The organism is Puribacter membranae (assembly GCF_055380425.1).
The window spans coordinates 172,321-187,235 of record NZ_AP040167.1 but is presented as its reverse complement, the minus strand read 5'-3'; the positions used below and the strand labels follow the sequence as shown (position 1 = coordinate 187,235).

General features: G+C 53.1%; 13 protein-coding genes. 6 read left to right on the top strand and 7 right to left on the bottom strand.

Annotated elements, in window-relative coordinates:
* Positions 1–106 precede the first annotated feature (106 nt).
* Positions 107–340 carry an EF-hand domain-containing protein gene (locus tag ACZ41M_RS00880; RefSeq protein WP_464730732.1) on the bottom strand — a complete coding sequence of 78 codons (234 nt, stop codon included), beginning with the start codon at positions 338–340 and terminating at the stop codon, positions 107–109.
* A gap of 263 nt (positions 341–603) precedes the next feature.
* Here ACZ41M_RS00880 and ACZ41M_RS00875 point away from each other — a divergent pair, with 263 nt between their 5' ends.
* From ACZ41M_RS00875 to ACZ41M_RS00865, 3 genes are read left to right on the top strand one after another with little or no spacing between them, the layout of a single operon-like run.
* A complete protein-coding gene (locus tag ACZ41M_RS00875; protein ID WP_464730733.1) occupies positions 604–1,536 on the top strand; it encodes a DUF808 domain-containing protein in 933 nt (310 codons plus the stop codon).
* Between the two features lie 11 nt (positions 1,537–1,547).
* Positions 1,548–3,110 (top strand): ABC transporter ATP-binding protein, encoded by a 1,563-nt coding sequence (locus tag ACZ41M_RS00870; protein WP_464730734.1) that lies wholly within the window; start codon positions 1,548–1,550, stop codon positions 3,108–3,110.
* Positions 3,111–3,138: 28 nt separating this feature from the next.
* The gene (locus tag ACZ41M_RS00865; protein WP_464730735.1) at positions 3,139–4,242 is read left to right on the top strand and encodes an ABC transporter permease; all 1,104 of its coding nucleotides are present in this window, start codon (positions 3,139–3,141) and stop codon (positions 4,240–4,242) included.
* Positions 4,243–4,376: 134 nt separating this feature from the next.
* Here the strand turns inward: ACZ41M_RS00865 and ACZ41M_RS00860 are convergent, their stop codons facing one another.
* The 4 genes from ACZ41M_RS00860 to ACZ41M_RS00845 all read right to left on the bottom strand — a co-directional run bounded on the left by ACZ41M_RS00860 (position 4,377) and on the right by ACZ41M_RS00845 (position 9,550).
* Positions 4,377–5,459, bottom strand: a complete 1,083-nt coding sequence (locus tag ACZ41M_RS00860; RefSeq protein ID WP_464730736.1) for an ABC transporter ATP-binding protein — start codon at positions 5,457–5,459, stop codon at positions 4,377–4,379.
* 14 nt (positions 5,460–5,473) lie between these two features.
* The gene (locus tag ACZ41M_RS00855) at positions 5,474–7,081 is read right to left on the bottom strand and encodes an ABC transporter permease (RefSeq protein ID WP_464730737.1); all 1,608 of its coding nucleotides are present in this window, start codon (positions 7,079–7,081) and stop codon (positions 5,474–5,476) included.
* A gap of 158 nt (positions 7,082–7,239) precedes the next feature.
* A complete protein-coding gene (locus tag ACZ41M_RS00850) occupies positions 7,240–8,304 on the bottom strand; it encodes an extracellular solute-binding protein (RefSeq protein WP_464730738.1) in 1,065 nt (354 codons plus the stop codon).
* Between the two features lie 235 nt (positions 8,305–8,539).
* On the bottom strand, positions 8,540–9,550 hold the full coding sequence (locus ACZ41M_RS00845) for a DMT family transporter (protein WP_464730739.1): 1,011 nt from the start codon (positions 9,548–9,550) through the stop codon (positions 8,540–8,542).
* A gap of 210 nt (positions 9,551–9,760) precedes the next feature.
* Between ACZ41M_RS00845 and guaB the strand changes: the two genes are divergently transcribed.
* The 3 genes from guaB (at position 9,761) to guaA (ending at position 13,625) form a co-directional block, all read left to right on the top strand.
* Positions 9,761–11,221, top strand: a complete 1,461-nt coding sequence (guaB, locus tag ACZ41M_RS00840; RefSeq protein ID WP_464730740.1) for an IMP dehydrogenase — start codon at positions 9,761–9,763, stop codon at positions 11,219–11,221.
* 91 nt (positions 11,222–11,312) lie between these two features.
* A complete protein-coding gene (locus tag ACZ41M_RS00835; protein WP_464730741.1) occupies positions 11,313–11,930 on the top strand; it encodes a hypothetical protein in 618 nt (205 codons plus the stop codon).
* Between the two features lie 81 nt (positions 11,931–12,011).
* Entirely contained in the window at positions 12,012–13,625 is a 1,614-nt protein-coding gene (gene guaA / locus ACZ41M_RS00830; protein WP_464730742.1) for a glutamine-hydrolyzing GMP synthase, read from the top strand.
* A 178-nt stretch (positions 13,626–13,803) separates the two neighbouring features.
* Here the strand turns inward: guaA and ACZ41M_RS00825 are convergent, their stop codons facing one another.
* Positions 13,804–14,397 (bottom strand): ABC transporter six-transmembrane domain-containing protein, encoded by a 594-nt coding sequence (locus ACZ41M_RS00825; protein WP_464730743.1) that lies wholly within the window; start codon positions 14,395–14,397, stop codon positions 13,804–13,806.
* Positions 14,382–14,855: a MarR family winged helix-turn-helix transcriptional regulator gene (locus ACZ41M_RS00820; protein WP_464730744.1), complete on the bottom strand. Its 474-nt coding sequence runs from the start codon at positions 14,853–14,855 to the stop codon at positions 14,382–14,384. The genes ACZ41M_RS00825 and ACZ41M_RS00820 overlap by 16 nt, the downstream gene beginning before the upstream one ends.
* Positions 14,856–14,915: the final 60 nt, after the last annotated feature.

The window sequence follows — 14,915 nt, the reverse complement described above, 5'->3', positions numbered from 1 at the left end:
TTTTGCGATAGTGCCTACGCTGTATGGCAACGATAACGAAAATACCCTGCGGCGGGTGCTCGCAGGGTATTGCTCACGTATGATCCGTGATGGGTTGAAGAATGGGTTAGCGGTTGGCTTTCAGCTCCGCTTTGGACAAGAAGCCGTCGCGATCCGTGTCAATTTTCTTAAAATTGGTCACGACATCTTGCAGATTCGCGGCTTTAGCCTCTTCCAACGACAATTTGCCGTCACCATTGGTGTCCGCTTCGGCAAACGTGGCCGCATACGCGACAGCACCCGCAGCCAAACCAACCAACAGTGTGGACAAGGCAATGCGTTTGACTAATTGAGTGTTCATTCGGTTCTCCATTTCTTTGTGTGGGAGGCTAATTGATACCAATCAATCCGCCTACGCCCCATATAATGCCCTAAGCTCGGTTCTGGTTGACGATTTTTTACGCATCTGCCGCGAAATCACGCACAAATCACTCGCAGTTGTTGAATTCCTGCAACAGAATTTCCTTGCTACCCAGTGCGGCTTTTCCCTGAATTTTAATGCATTTTCAGGGGTTTGACGCTATGATTACGGTTTAACGTTTTTCAACCAAGGACAACCCTCATATGGCTGGCGCAAGCTTATTAACCCTACTGGACGACATTGCCACATTGCTGGATGACGTCAGTGTCATGACCAAAGTCGCCGCGAAAAAAACCGCCGGCGTACTCGGCGACGATTTGGCGCTGAATGCTCAGCAAGTCACCGGCATCAATGCCAATCGCGAATTACCCGTGGTCTGGGCGGTTGCCAAAGGCTCGCTCGTTAATAAGGCCATCATCGTTCCGCTGTCGCTCGCTTTGGCGGCATGGCAGCCGTGGCTGGTCACCATTTTACTGATGATCGGTGGTGCGTATTTGTGCTTTGAGGGGTTTGAAAAAGTCGCGCATAAATTTCTGCACAAAAAAGAAGAAGACCAACAACACCACACCGAGCTGGTCAACGCCATCGAAAATGAAACCGTCGATATGGTGCAGTATGAGAAAGAAAAAATCAAAGGCGCCGTTCGTACCGACTTTATTCTCTCCGCCGAAATCATTGTCATCACCTTGGGCGTGGTTCAGGATCGCCCGTTCATGCAACAGCTTGGCGTATTGGTAGGCATTTCTTTATTGATGACGGTCGGCGTATATGGCTTGGTCGGCGGCATTGTCAAACTCGATGACGTCGGCTTGTGGTTATTACAAAAAAAGAGCAGCATCGCACAAGCATTCGGCAAACTCGCCCTATGGATCATGCCACGCCTGATGAAGGCTTTGGCCTTTATCGGCACGCTGGCGATGTTCCTCGTCGGCGGCAGCATCATTGCGCACAACTTGCCGCATAGCTTCGGCGTCCACCATCTTTATGAAGTGGTCGCTCACAGCGTACCATCTTGGTTGCAAACCATCTCCAGTATCTTTATGGATTTGATCGTCGGCACGATCGTCGGTGCGCTGGTTTTACTCGTCGTTACCCTCGTGAGCAAATTCACGCCGAAAAAATCCCCTGCACACTAATGTGATTCACCATGACTGCACACCATACCGCCACTCCCGCTCGCATTGAACTGCAAGGCATGACCAAAATCTACGGCACCATGCGTGCCAATGACAACGTCAGCCTGTCCGTCGCACCGGGTGAAATTCACGCCGTACTGGGCGAAAACGGCGCGGGCAAATCCACGCTGATGAAAATGATCTACGGCGTAACCCAGCCGGACGCAGGTAAAATCCTCTGGGACGGACAGGAAGTTCAAATCAAATCTCCTGCGCAAGCGCGCGCACTCGGCATCGGCATGGTGTTTCAGCACTTTTCGCTGTTTGAAACCCTGACCGTGGTCGAGAATATCGCGCTGGCCATGGATGAAAAAACGTCGATGAGCGTACTGTCCGAGCGCATCAAACAGGTGTCCGAGCATTATGGTCTGCCGATTGCGCCGCAACGACTGGTACATGATTTATCAGTCGGTGAGCGGCAACGCGTCGAAATCGTGCGCTGTCTGCTACAAAATCCCAAACTTCTGATTATGGACGAGCCAACCTCGGTGCTCACGCCGCAAGCGGTCGAGAAACTCTTCGTCACCCTGCGCCAACTGGCCTCCGAGGGTTGCAGTATTTTGTATATCAGCCACAAACTCGATGAAATCCAAAGTCTATGCGACAGCGCAACCGTGCTGCGCCACGGCGCTGTATCGGGCGAATGCACCCCTAAAGAAGAAACCGTCGAGACCATGGCGCAATTGATGATCGGTCGCGCCTTGCCGCAGTACGAGCACGCTTCGCACGAAACCGGCGATATTCGATTGCAAATCAACAACTTATCCATGCCGACCGACGATCCGTTCGGTGTCGATTTATCCGGGGTCAACCTGTCCGTGCGCGCCGGTGAAATTCTCGGGATTGCGGGCGTTTCGGGCAACGGACAAGCCGAATTACTCGCCGCCTTGTCCGGTGAAAAGCGCGCCGCGCGCGCCGATATGGTGCAAATTATGGGACAAAGTGCCGGTCACATGGACGCGGCGCAACGGCGCAACTTGGGGCTGGGACTGTGTTTCGTACCCGAAGAGCGTCTCGGCAAAGGCGCCGTTCCCGCCATGAGTTTGGCCGAAAACGCCCTGCTGACCGCCTATCAATCACCCAAGTTCGGTATGCTGCGTCGCGGCCTGATTCAACGTAAAAAAACCCGCGAATTAGCCGATCGCTGCATCCAAGAGTTTCAAGTCAAATGCCAAGGCAACCAAAGCACCGCCAGCAGTCTGTCCGGTGGCAATTTGCAAAAATTCATCATGGGGCGCGAAATTTTGCTCGCGCCCAAACTCATGATCGTGGCGCAGCCGACTTGGGGCGTGGACGTCGGCGCATCCGCGTTTTTACGCCAGCGCCTGCTTGATCTGGCCGCAGAAGGCGTGGCTATTTTGCTGATTTCCGAGGAATTGGAAGAAATTTTCCAAATCGCCGATCGCATTGCCGTCATCGCACATGGTCGCGTATCGCCGACCTGCCCGACCGAGGATACCACGCCCGAACAAATCGGCCTGTGGATGTCAGGGTTGTTTGAAAACCATCCAACACAAAACACCGCTTCGGCCTAACCCATCAACGATATAAGCACAGCACACCATGCTCATCCCATTCAAACTCGTTCCTCGCCCAGAGCCGTCATTGCGTATGCAGTTCATCGTACCGCTGATCGTCGTCATTGCCACGCTGATTGCGGGTTTGGCTATTTTCATGCTGTTGGGTGTGGATCCGCAAATCGCGTTTAAAGCCTACTTTATCGAGCCGCTGTCCTCCGTCTACGGTATCAGCGAGTGGCTGCTCAAAGCCCTGCCGCTATGCTTGATCGGTCTGGGTTTGGCGGTCGCCTACCGCGCACAGGTATGGAATATCGGCGCGGAAGGCCAATTGGTCATGGGTGGGATTTTCGCCACCGCCGTCATGGTCTACGCGCAAAACAGCATCACCTCGGGCGCGCTGGTCGTGCTGATGATTCTCGCCGGTATCGTCGGCGGCATGGTGTGGGCGGGTTTGGCCGCATGGATGCGCACACAGTTCAACGCCAATGAAATTCTGACCACATTGATGCTGGTGTATGTGGCGCAAAGCCTGTTGCAATATTTACTGGTCGGCACTGTGGACAACACCGCCCCGCTGCAAGACCCGATGGGCGCGGGTTTTCCACAATCACAAATGTTCCCTGCGCACGCGACGCTGCCACTGCTTGGTCAATGGTTGCCAGCGCTCGAAACCACGCGCTTGCATGTCGGCGTTTTATTGATACTACTGGCCGTGCCGCTGATGTGGCTGTTCGTCAAACGCTCCTTCATCGGCTTTCAAATGACCGTCGCGGGGCTTGCACCCAAGGCAGCCAACTACGCTGGTTTTAAAACCAACCGTTTGATTTGGCTGGCGCTGCTGATCAGCGGCGGCTTGGCTGGTTTGGCCGGTGCGCTCGAAGTCGCCGGCCCAGTCGGTCAATTGCAAGAGAGCTGGCGCCCGGGCTATGGCTTCACCGCCATCATCGTCGCCTTTTTGGGGCGCTTGCATCCGATTGGCGTTCTGCTCGGCGCGCTGCTGATGGCGCTGCTCACCCTCGGCGGCGAAGCGCTGCAAATTTCCATGAGCCTGCCTCAGTCGGTGAGCATGCTGTTTCAAGGCTTATTGTTGCTATTCCTACTCAGCGCGGATGTGTTGGTGAATTATCGAATTGTGTGGAAAAAATAATCACGCAGATTGTTTTGGGGCTGTATCAACGTAGGTTGGATACGGGTATCCGATCTACGTAGCTCATTCAGCATATTGTTCATAATCTGTGAATACCGTCTTGCTCACCAACAGAAGCGGTATCTACGACTACCTTAATCAAACACCACCAAATGATTTAAATCCAAACGCACGCCGATGGACTCACCCACCGCGTGATTGTGGTGCGACGGGACATGCGCCAAAATCCGCTGACCGTCGCGTAAACGCAGGTGGTAAATAAAATTCGCGCCGTGAAAGTGTTTGTCCTCGATCTGCGCGCGAATCGGCGCATGATCGTCGTGTATCACATCATCCGGCCGCAAAAGCACCTGAACCGCTTGCCCGGTTGTCAAAGCTCTGGCGCTCGGATACTCGCCAAATTCAGCGACCTCAATCGTGTGTTTGCTCGTCGCACGCGCCGAGAGCAATACACTTTGTCCGATAAACGAGGCAATTTCGCGCGTTTTCGGCGCGTGGTACAGCGCATACGGCGTGTCCCACTGCACAATCGCACCGCCCTCCATCACGCCGATTTGATCGGCGACATGAAAGGCTTCAATCTGATCGTGCGTGACCCACAGCGCGGTGGTGCCTTCGTGCTTGAGCAATGCACGCACCTCGTGCGCCAGTTGCGCACGCAAAGCCACATCGAGGTTGGAGAACGGCTCATCCAATAGCAACAATTGCGGTTTGGGTGCAAGCGCCCGAGCCAGCGCCACGCGCTGTTGCTGGCCACCCGAGAGTTGGTGCGGGTAGCTACGCGCGTAGTCCTGTAATTTCGTTAATTCGAGCAAATAACGCACGCGCTCGGCACGCTCGGCTTTTGACCAAGCCGACAAGCCAAACGCGACATTATCCGCCACATTCAAATGCGGAAACAACGCGTAATCCTGAAACACCATGCCAACCGCACGCGCATGCGCCGGCGTATGCAAGCCATCTGCTGCCAAGCACCGCCGATTCAGCTCAATCTGCCCCGCGCCAATGGCGACAAATCCGGCAATTGCGCGCAGCACCGTGGACTTACCGCAGCCGGATGCACCAAGCAGGCAACCGATTTCCCTTTGTGCCAACTGCACAGACAAATTCGACAGCACGACGTTGCGCGCGTTTTGCCCTCGATTGTGGCCTCGACCGAGTGCCTTATGCCCATAATCCACCGCAATGTCACGCACCGCCAAATAAGCATGCCCCATCCTACGCTCCCCCCTCAAAATCGCCGCCGCATTTGCCATGCCAGCAAACCCACCGGAATCAGCCCGATCAACACCAATAGCAAAGACGGCAACGCCGCGTTATGCCAATCTCCCTCGCTGGTATAAGCAAAAATCTGCGTCGCCAAGGTATCCCAGCCGGTCGGACGCGCCATCAGCGTCATCGGCATTTCCTTCATCACATCGACCGCGACCATCAACCCCGCCGTGAGCAGACTCGAATACAGCAACGGCCAATGCACCCGCCGCCACAAAGCAAATCCCGCCACGCCCAAGCTCTGCGCCACCTCCTCATGATGTCGTCCCATGCGCTGCAAACCGCTCTCCACCGACGCATGCGCCACCGCCAAAAAGCGCGTCGCATACGCCAGTAACAAAGCCATCAGCGAGCCACGAAACAACACCTCACCCGCATCCAACCAACCCAAGTTCAACAGCATCCGATCCAAAAAAGCCATCGGCGTGAAAAACGCCACCGCCAAAATCGAGCCGGGAACCGCATAACCCAAGGTCGCGATTTGCACCAGAACCGACTGCCCGCGCAGATGCGCATAACGCCGCGCATACGCCAGCATGGACGCCAACAGCACCACCACCAACGCCGCCAAAACACCGAGCAACAACGACTGCCCCAACAGCGAGCCAACCCGCGCCCAATTCAACTGTGTTTGCGCACCGACCCACACCAACAATTGCGCCACGGGCACAAAACACGCCAGACTCAAAATCCCCCAAAGCCACACGCTCACACCCACTTGCCCCCAAAAAGACAGCTTTTGGCGCACAATCGGCGCGGTTCGTCCCAAAGCCTGATAACGGCGATGACCGCGTGCGCGCAACTCCAACCACAGCAAAGCAAACACCAGCACGATCATCAACGAGGCCAACTGCTGCGCGCTCTGAAACGAAAACAACGCAAACCACGCCTTATAAATCGCCGTGGTAAACGTATCAAAACCCAAGGTAGACACCGTACCAAAATCCGCCAGCGTCTCCATCAAAGCCAGACCCAAGCCACCCATCCACCACGGCCGCGTACTCGGCAACACCACGCGCCAAAACGACTGCCACGGAGACAAGCCCAGCGACTGACCGACCTCCTGCACGCGCACGCCCAGATGCGCGAAACCCTCCTGCGCCAGCAGATACACATACGGATACAGCGCCAAACTCAGCACCAGCACCACGCCCCAATCCGAGCGCAAATCCAGCCAAGCCGAAGCATCCACGCCATGCGTGCGCAAATACGTTTGCACGCCGCCCGAATAGTCAAATACACCCAGCAGGGCAAACGCCAGCACATACGCCGGCATCGCCATCGGCAACATCAATAACCAGCGCAACACACCGCGCAAAGGAAACTCATAAAAACTAACCAGCCACGCACACGAAATCCCGAGCAGCAGTACACCAAAACCCACGCCAAATAACAGCACCGTGGTATTGCGCAACAGCGTCGGCACTTGATACGCCCACAGATGCGCCCAAACCGTGCGATCCACGCCGTCCCATTGCAACAGCCCCGACAAAGGAATTAAAGTCAGGGCGCACAGACTCAGCAGCACCACGCGCCAAAACCATACGCCGCCCGAATTTATCCGCATCAATTCATCGCACCTTTCGTCACTGCACTGTCCATATAACCATCGCCCCTATTTCTCAATAAAACGCCAAATCGGTTTGAGATCACTCTCAAACCGATCGACGCCTCACCTAAATGCTGAATGAAATCTCATTCAAAACACGCTGTATTTGCGTGTATTTACTTATAACCCGCACGATCCATCAACATCACCGCTTTGGCCTGATCGCGTCCGGCCGCAGAGATGTTATTGCTGTCTTGCTTAAATGTACCCCACGCCGCGACTTTCGCATCCGCAGGCACCTTCGGGTTCACCGGATATTCCATATTACTGCCGGCAAATGTGCCTTGCGCCTTGTCCGAGGACAGCCATTCGAGTAATTTGACCGCTTCATCCTTGTGTTTGCTATGCGCCGCCACACCTGCGCCGGAGACATTCACATGCGTGCCTTTGAGCTGCTGATTCGCCCAGAAAATACCAATCGGCAGATCAGGCGATTTACCCATCAAGCGACCATAGTAATAAGTATTGGCAATACCGACCTCGCATTGACCCGAGCCGATGGCTTCGAGCAATTTGGTGTCATCGGGGAATACCTCGGTTGCCAGATTCGCCACCCAGCCTTTCACGATCGCTTCGGTTTTCGGCTCGCCGTCTTCACTCATCATCATGGCAACTAAGGATTGGTTGTAGACTTTTTTCGAAGTACGCAGACACAGCTTGCCTTTCCATTGCGCATCAGCCAAATTTTGATAGCTGGAGAGCTGTTCGGGCTTGACCTTGGCGGTGTTGTAAAAAATCGTGCGCGCACGCACCGACAGACCGAACCATTTATTCTCAGGGTCACGCAAATGCGCCGGAATATTGTCGCTCAAAACTTTCGATTGCACCGGCTGGAGCAGACCGGCTTGTGCCGCCTGCCACAAATTGCCCGCATCGACGGTAATCAACAGATCAGCGGGCGACTGCGCGCCCTCGGTTTTCATGCGCTCCATCAACACGCCCTCTTTGTCTGAAACCAGCTTGAACTTCACGCCGGTTTCCTGCGTGTATTGATCCAAAATCGGCTGAATCAGTTGCTCGGCGCGCGCGCTGTAGACGGTTAAAGCCTTGCCATCATCGGCGGCTGGCGTCGCTTGCGCCGGATTTGCGGATGCCTGTGGTTTTTGACCACATGCGGAAAATGCCACGGCACTCATAACCACCGCTCCCAGACCCAACAAACGCCATTGTTTTGCACTCATTATTTACTCCCTTTGTGTTTAAGTGAGAAAATTTTAAATGCAAATGAGAATGATTGTCAATTGAATTTAATAAGATGTTGCAAAAAATACTCAAACTACCTCAGTATGAGGAACCGAGACAAAAAACAAACGAAAACGCTGACACCGTCTGCACGATGACTTCGCTTACCCACGAACAATCTCGCTCAACAGCATCACCGTCGTCATTGCGTACAAACGGTTTTGATGGGTGACATCAATGCACCTGCGCCGCTTCCTCGGAAATTTCACCGCCTTTATCCGCATGCAGGCGAATCGCCCACACCACGCCCCCCAGCGCCAAGCTCATCGCCAGCCATTCGAGCACTCGCGGCCAACGTCCATCATAAACAAAACCATAAATCAGCGAAAACAAGGTTTCCGATATAATCAACTGCCCCGTCAAACTGATCGGCAGCAAATGACTGGCGACATTCCACAAAATATTGCCCAGCCACGACGCGCAAAAAGCAATCACCACGCCACCAATCAATAAAAACTTCAACCACGGCAAATTCGCATCCGTGCTAATCGCAAAAATACTGCTCGGCGAAAATTGCGCCCAAACCAAACCCACGCCCAGCATCACCAACGCCAACAGCCCGGTCACCACGCCGCACAAATCCGACCACGTACGGGGATCAATCGCATTGTGACTGCGCAAATAGCGCGCATTATTCACCGCCGCCAACGTCCAGAGTACCAAAGCCGCCGTCGCTGCGAACAGCGCCAAACCACGCTGCCATGCAGAACTATCCAAATGATCGCTCGCATGCGTAAACAAATCATAGCTAATCACCATAATCCCCATCGCCATCAAAGCAATCGGCGCAATCATTCGTTTCCAAGGCAGCGACCCCACATCATTGCGCCCCAGCAGCGCGATGGTCACCGGCAACATCCCGATAATCAGCGTCGTCGGCGCGATTCCACCGAACTTCACCCCCGTTGCCAAACACACATAATATAAAATATTTGCCTGCAAAGAAATTTTCACCAGCATGCGCCAGTCCTGCCCCTGCAAACGCCCCCACACATCGCGCAGCGCGCGCCACGACAGCAAAACAGCAAACAAACCATAGCAAATATAGCGCAACACCATCAGCGACATCGGCGAGAATTCCGGCACCAAGCGTGGATACAGAAACACCAGTCCCCACATCGCACCCGCACCCACACCGGCGAAGATACCGCGACGAAACTGCTCTGGAGAAGGATTATTGGACATCAAGCACTTTCTGAAAAAACGATCCCACACCGCCAAAGTGCAAAACCACAAAAAAACGATTTATCGACCGAAACTTATTCGGCTCTCAAACAATTTTTGCCCGAAAAATCGCTATAAAACCCATACAAAAGGCAAAAATAAAGGGCAAACATTCTAACACGCAAAAACCAAAAATACCGTATAATCGCGCTTTGCGAAAGGAACCCCACCATGCGACTCATGCAGAAAGCGCTCACTTTTGACGACGTACTTCTCGTACCTGCTTACTCAAACATTCTCCCACGCGACGCCTCACTGAAATCACAGCTCTCGCGTAACATCACCCTGAATATCCCATTGGTTTCCGCGGCCATGGACACCGTGACCGAGTCACGCTTGGCGATTGCGCTCGCGCAAGAAGGCGGCATTGGCATCATTCACAAAAACCTCACACCAGCCAAGCAAGCGCTCGAAGTAGCCAAAGTCAAACGCTTTGAATCCGGCGTTTTGCGCGACCCGATCACCGTCACGCCCGACATGACCATCGGTCAGATTGTCGAATTGGCACAAGACGCGGGCGTATCCGGCTTCCCAGTCGTTTCAAATAAAAAAGTCGTCGGCATCATCACCAGCCGCGATTTACGCTTTGAAGAAGACATGGCCGCCAAAGTCGTGGACAAAATGACCCCACGCGAGCGCCTGATCACCGTCAAAGAAGAAGATGATTTGAGCGTGGCCAAAAGATTGCTCAACAAACACCGTTTGGAACGCGTGGTGGTGATTGACGACAACGACGAGTTGCGCGGTCTGATCACCGTCAAAGACATTCAAAAAGCCACCACCCACCCGAACGCCACCAAAGACGCACACGGCCAATTGCGTGTAGGCGCAGCGGTTGGCGTCGGCCCTGAAAACGACGAACGCGTACACCTGCTGGCTCAAGCCGGCGTGGACGTCATCATCGTTGACACCGCACACGGTCATTCGCAAGGCGTTCTCGATCGCGTCAAATGGGTCAAAGAACACTACCCGCACATTGACGTGATCGGTGGCAATATCGCTACCGCCGAAGCCGCATTGGCGCTGGTAGAACACGGCGCGGACGGCGTGAAAGTCGGCATTGGCCCTGGCTCCATCTGTACCACGCGCATCGTCGCGGGTGTCGGCGTACCGCAAATTTCTGCGATTGCCAACGTGGCCAAAGCCTTGGAAGGCACGGGTGTACCCTTGATCGGTGATGGCGGCATCCGCTACTCCGGCGACATTTCCAAAGCCCTCGCGGCGGGCGCATACACCGTCATGCTCGGCTCCATGTTCGCCGGTACCGAAGAAGCTCCTGGCGAAGTCGTGCTGTTCCAAGGCCGCTCGTACAAAGAATACCGCGGCATGGGTAGCCTCGGCGCGATGGCGCAAGGCTCGAAAGACCGTTATTTCCAAGACAACGAAGGCAACGTAGACAAACTCGTACCCGAAGGCATCGAAGGCCGCGTATCCTACAAAGGAACGGTACTGGCCATTGTCCACCAGCTGATCGGCGGTATCCGTTCATCCATGGGCTATTGCGGCTGCGCCTCGATTGAGGATTTGCGCACCAAAGCACAATTCGTCGAAATCACCTCGGCGGGTATGCGTGAGTCGCACGTGCATGATGTGCAGATTACCAAAGAAGCACCGAATTACAGCATTGGCTAAAGCACCATTGAGCACGGCGAAGACAAACTGTCGTTCGCCGTGTTTTTATCCTTGAACCCTATCACCGTTACCCGATCGAAAGGGAAGCACCATGTTAAAAAAAACCGCCTTTGCATTGTTATGCAGCGCTTCAACCTTGGCCTTTGCCCAAACGCCTGCCAATGTCACCGAAAAATCGCTCTCCAATGTATTTAGCCAACAGGTTTTTTACAACATTCCGAGCGGCTTTAGCAATCAATTATTGAGCGAACGCGCAAACGACACCAATTATATTCACGAACGCGGCTTAATCGGCGAAAACGCAGATAATTGGACGCAGGTGATTACCGTGACCGGTCTAAAGAACACCGCCGCGAATAAAAATCTCACGCCGATGACGCTGATCGGCACCATCGTCCTCAATTTTCAAAAAACTTGTCCCACCTCCTTTGCCGGCACCAAATTTATGGAAAGCACTATGGGGAACGGCATACCCGTCGCCGTAGCAGTTTTGAGCTGCGGCACAATCAAAAACAAAAGCGAAACCACATTGATCACCGCCATCAAAGGCAGTAACGACTACTACACGGTTCAATGGGCTGAGCGTGGCAAAGCCTCGAAAAAACCTTTGAAAATTGATGAAAAAAAATGGGTTGAACGCCTGAACCTGCTGGCACCGGGCATCCAAAATCCTTCTACGCAAGCACCCGCGAAAAAAGCCAAGCGTTAATTCAACCGAACCACCCTCATGGCGCATGACAATCTCCTGCGCCATGATGCGTTATAGACTCCAACCAAAATCGTATTTATTATGTCCAACCAACACGACAAAATCCTCATCATTGATTTCGGCTCGCAAGTGACCCAATTGATCGCTCGCCGCGTGCGCGACGCCGGTGTATTTGCTGAAATTTATCCGTACGACGTCTCCGACGAGTTCATCCGCAACTATGGCGCAAAAGGCATCATTCTCTCCGGCGGGCCGAGCTCCGTGACCGAGGGCGACACGCCGCGCGCACCGCAAAGCGTATTTGAATTGGATGTGCCGGTTTTGGGCATTTGCTACGGCATGCAAACCATGGCCGAACAACTCGGGGGCAAAGTGGAAACCGCCGAAGCACTGGGTAAACCGCGCGAATTTGGCTTTGCGAAAATTCGTGCGCGTGGTCATACAAAACTGTTTGATGGCATTCAAGACGAAACCAACGAACACGGCCACGGCCTGCTCAACGTCTGGATGAGCCACGGCGACTCCGTATCGCGCTTGCCAGAAGGTTTTACTTTAATGGCCGAAACCGATGCTTGCCCGATCGCGGGTATGGCCGACGAAGCACGTCGTTTCTACGCCGTACAGTTCCATCCGGAAGTCACCCACACCGTTCAAGGCGAAGCAATGTTATCCCGCTTTGTCAAAGACATCTGCGGTGCGAAAGCCGACTGGGCGATGGGCGATTACATCGCCGAAGCCGTTGCGAATATCCGTGAGCAAGTCGGTGACGAAGAGGTCATTCTCGGCCTGTCCGGCGGTGTGGACTCATCGGTGGCCGCCGCACTGATTCACCGTGCGATTGGCGACCAGCTCACCTGCGTATTCGTCGATCACGGTTTATTGCGTCTGAACGAAGGCGATATGGTCATGGATATGTTTGCCAACCACTTGGGCGTGAAAGTGATTCGCGTCGATGCGGTGGACGATTTCATGGGCAAACTTGCAGGCGTGACCGACCCCGAAGCCAAGCGCAAAATCATTGGTAAGGAATTCGTCGAAGTATTCAACGCTGAATCGCACAAACTCACCAGCGCCAAATGGCTGGCGCAAGGCACGATTTACCCCGACGTGATCGAATCCGCCGGTGGCAAACACGGTGCGAAAAAAGGCGCGCACAACATCAAATCGCACCACAACGTCGGTGGTCTGCCGGACGATATGCACCTGAAATTGCTGGAGCCACTGCGTGAATTGTTCAAAGACGAAGTGCGCAAACTCGGCGTCGCTCTGGGGCTGCCGCACGAAATGGTATACCGACATCCCTTCCCGGGCCCGGGTTTGGGCGTTCGGATTTTGGGCGAAGTGAAAAAAGACTACGCCGACCTGCTGCGCCGTGCCGATGCAATTTTCATCGAAGAATTGCGCAACACGGTTGATCCTGAATCCGGCAAAACTTGGTACGACCTCACCAGCCAAGCCTTCGCCGTATTCCTACCGGTCAAATCGGTCGGCGTGATGGGCGACGGCCGTACCTACGAGTACGTCGTCGCGCTGCGTGCGGTACAGACACTGGACTTCATGACCGCGCACTGGGCGCATCTGCCGTATGATTTGCTCGGCAAAGTCTCGAACCGCATTATCAACGAAGTACGCGGCATCAACCGTGTGGTGTACGATGTCTCGGGCAAACCGCCTGCGACGATTGAGTGGGAATAAGAAAAACCTCTGCTCAAACCGTCCGACACAACAACGAAAAGCCCTTCAAACAAGGGCTTTTCACATTTTTGATTAAGCAGCACAAACATGCTATTACACAGCAACCATCTGCTGTTATCACTCGTCAACAAAAAGCCATGAATCAGCCTGCAGCGCTATTACGATTGATTTTTGCAATTTAACCATAATGTTTGCGCAATCCTTTTTCGGACGCGTAACCGATCATATCAACATCTTTTTCCAAACGATCATTTAAAGCCAAATACAATCTGCCGCTGATACGGGTGAAACCGGGAAGCAGCAAAGAGAACACCGCCAATATGACAACCGTCATTACGCCAATCCAAAACTCCGATACAAGCAGCATCAAGCAAGCACCAAAAATGGATACCAAGGAAGTAATTGCCGTGGGCAGATGCATTTCAAAAAAATCGACAAACTCCCGAGACAAGGCAACCCGAGCAGAAATGGATGAAGCGCTTTGCCCTTGTAATCGCTGTTTCACAATAACAGGCACCGCTATTTCACTATAAATTCGTGCAAATGTACGTGTGTCCACGCTACGTCGGGCTGCACCGATCAACCACATGACCAAAACTAAAAGCGCATAAGTAAGTGCCTGCCATACATGGCCTTGCATTACGGCATTAACCGCAAAACCGCCAAAGATTGGATAAACCAAAAACAATATATTTTCCAACGCCACAAAGATAAAGGTTATCAGTAGTTTTTTCCGATAATCCATACCAATCGTTCTTACAGCCTGCCACATGATGCATCCTTTTCAAAAGGCATTTTGTCTATTTCCTGTCCGCAGGCTTCACAGAATTCGGCCAACAAAGTGAACAAGCGCGCAGAGCGCTCTTCTCCAAAAATATTAAATGTACGCTCGCTCAGTGTCTGAGAAGCGTGAAACACAGGCATCGCCTTGGCTTTTCCCTGCGGTGTCAAATGTAAAATCCGCTCTCGCTTATCGTGCGGACTGTCAATCAACTCAATCCATCCTCTCTCTCTAAATTCTTTACAAACATTAAAAACAGTCTGTTTGGGTAGCATCCAATCCTCACAAATCTGCTTCTGTGTCGTTTTGAAATCCTCGGATGACGCCAGCGAATATAAAACAGCATAACTGTTATAGTTCAAACCCAATTTTTTAATCCAGCGATCAATCACATGATCCACTTCACTGATCTGCCTACCCAGTTGTTCAAAATTATAAATCTCATTCACAATTAGTCCTAAAAATTACCAAAACCATATAATAGTAAAATTTAAGACTAATTTCAAGCA

Excerpts from the sequence above, each read along its gene's own strand:
- ACZ41M_RS00880 (WP_464730732.1), bottom strand. The coding sequence starts at position 340 with ATGAACACTCAATTAGTCAAACGCATTGCCTTGTCCACACTGTTGGTT.
- ACZ41M_RS00875 (WP_464730733.1), top strand. The coding sequence starts at position 604 with ATGGCTGGCGCAAGCTTATTAACCCTACTGGACGACATTGCCACATTG.
- ACZ41M_RS00870 (WP_464730734.1), top strand. The coding sequence starts at position 1,548 with ATGACTGCACACCATACCGCCACTCCCGCTCGCATTGAACTGCAAGGC.
- ACZ41M_RS00865 (WP_464730735.1), top strand. The coding sequence starts at position 3,139 with ATGCTCATCCCATTCAAACTCGTTCCTCGCCCAGAGCCGTCATTGCGT.
- ACZ41M_RS00860 (WP_464730736.1), bottom strand. The coding sequence starts at position 5,459 with ATGGGGCATGCTTATTTGGCGGTGCGTGACATTGCGGTGGATTATGGG.
- ACZ41M_RS00855 (WP_464730737.1), bottom strand. The coding sequence starts at position 7,081 with ATGCGGATAAATTCGGGCGGCGTATGGTTTTGGCGCGTGGTGCTGCTG.
- ACZ41M_RS00850 (WP_464730738.1), bottom strand. The coding sequence starts at position 8,304 with ATGAGTGCAAAACAATGGCGTTTGTTGGGTCTGGGAGCGGTGGTTATG.
- ACZ41M_RS00845 (WP_464730739.1), bottom strand. The coding sequence starts at position 9,550 with ATGTCCAATAATCCTTCTCCAGAGCAGTTTCGTCGCGGTATCTTCGCC.
- guaB (WP_464730740.1), top strand. The coding sequence starts at position 9,761 with ATGCGACTCATGCAGAAAGCGCTCACTTTTGACGACGTACTTCTCGTA.
- ACZ41M_RS00835 (WP_464730741.1), top strand. The coding sequence starts at position 11,313 with ATGTTAAAAAAAACCGCCTTTGCATTGTTATGCAGCGCTTCAACCTTG.
- guaA (WP_464730742.1), top strand. The coding sequence starts at position 12,012 with ATGTCCAACCAACACGACAAAATCCTCATCATTGATTTCGGCTCGCAA.
- ACZ41M_RS00825 (WP_464730743.1), bottom strand. The coding sequence starts at position 14,397 with ATGTGGCAGGCTGTAAGAACGATTGGTATGGATTATCGGAAAAAACTA.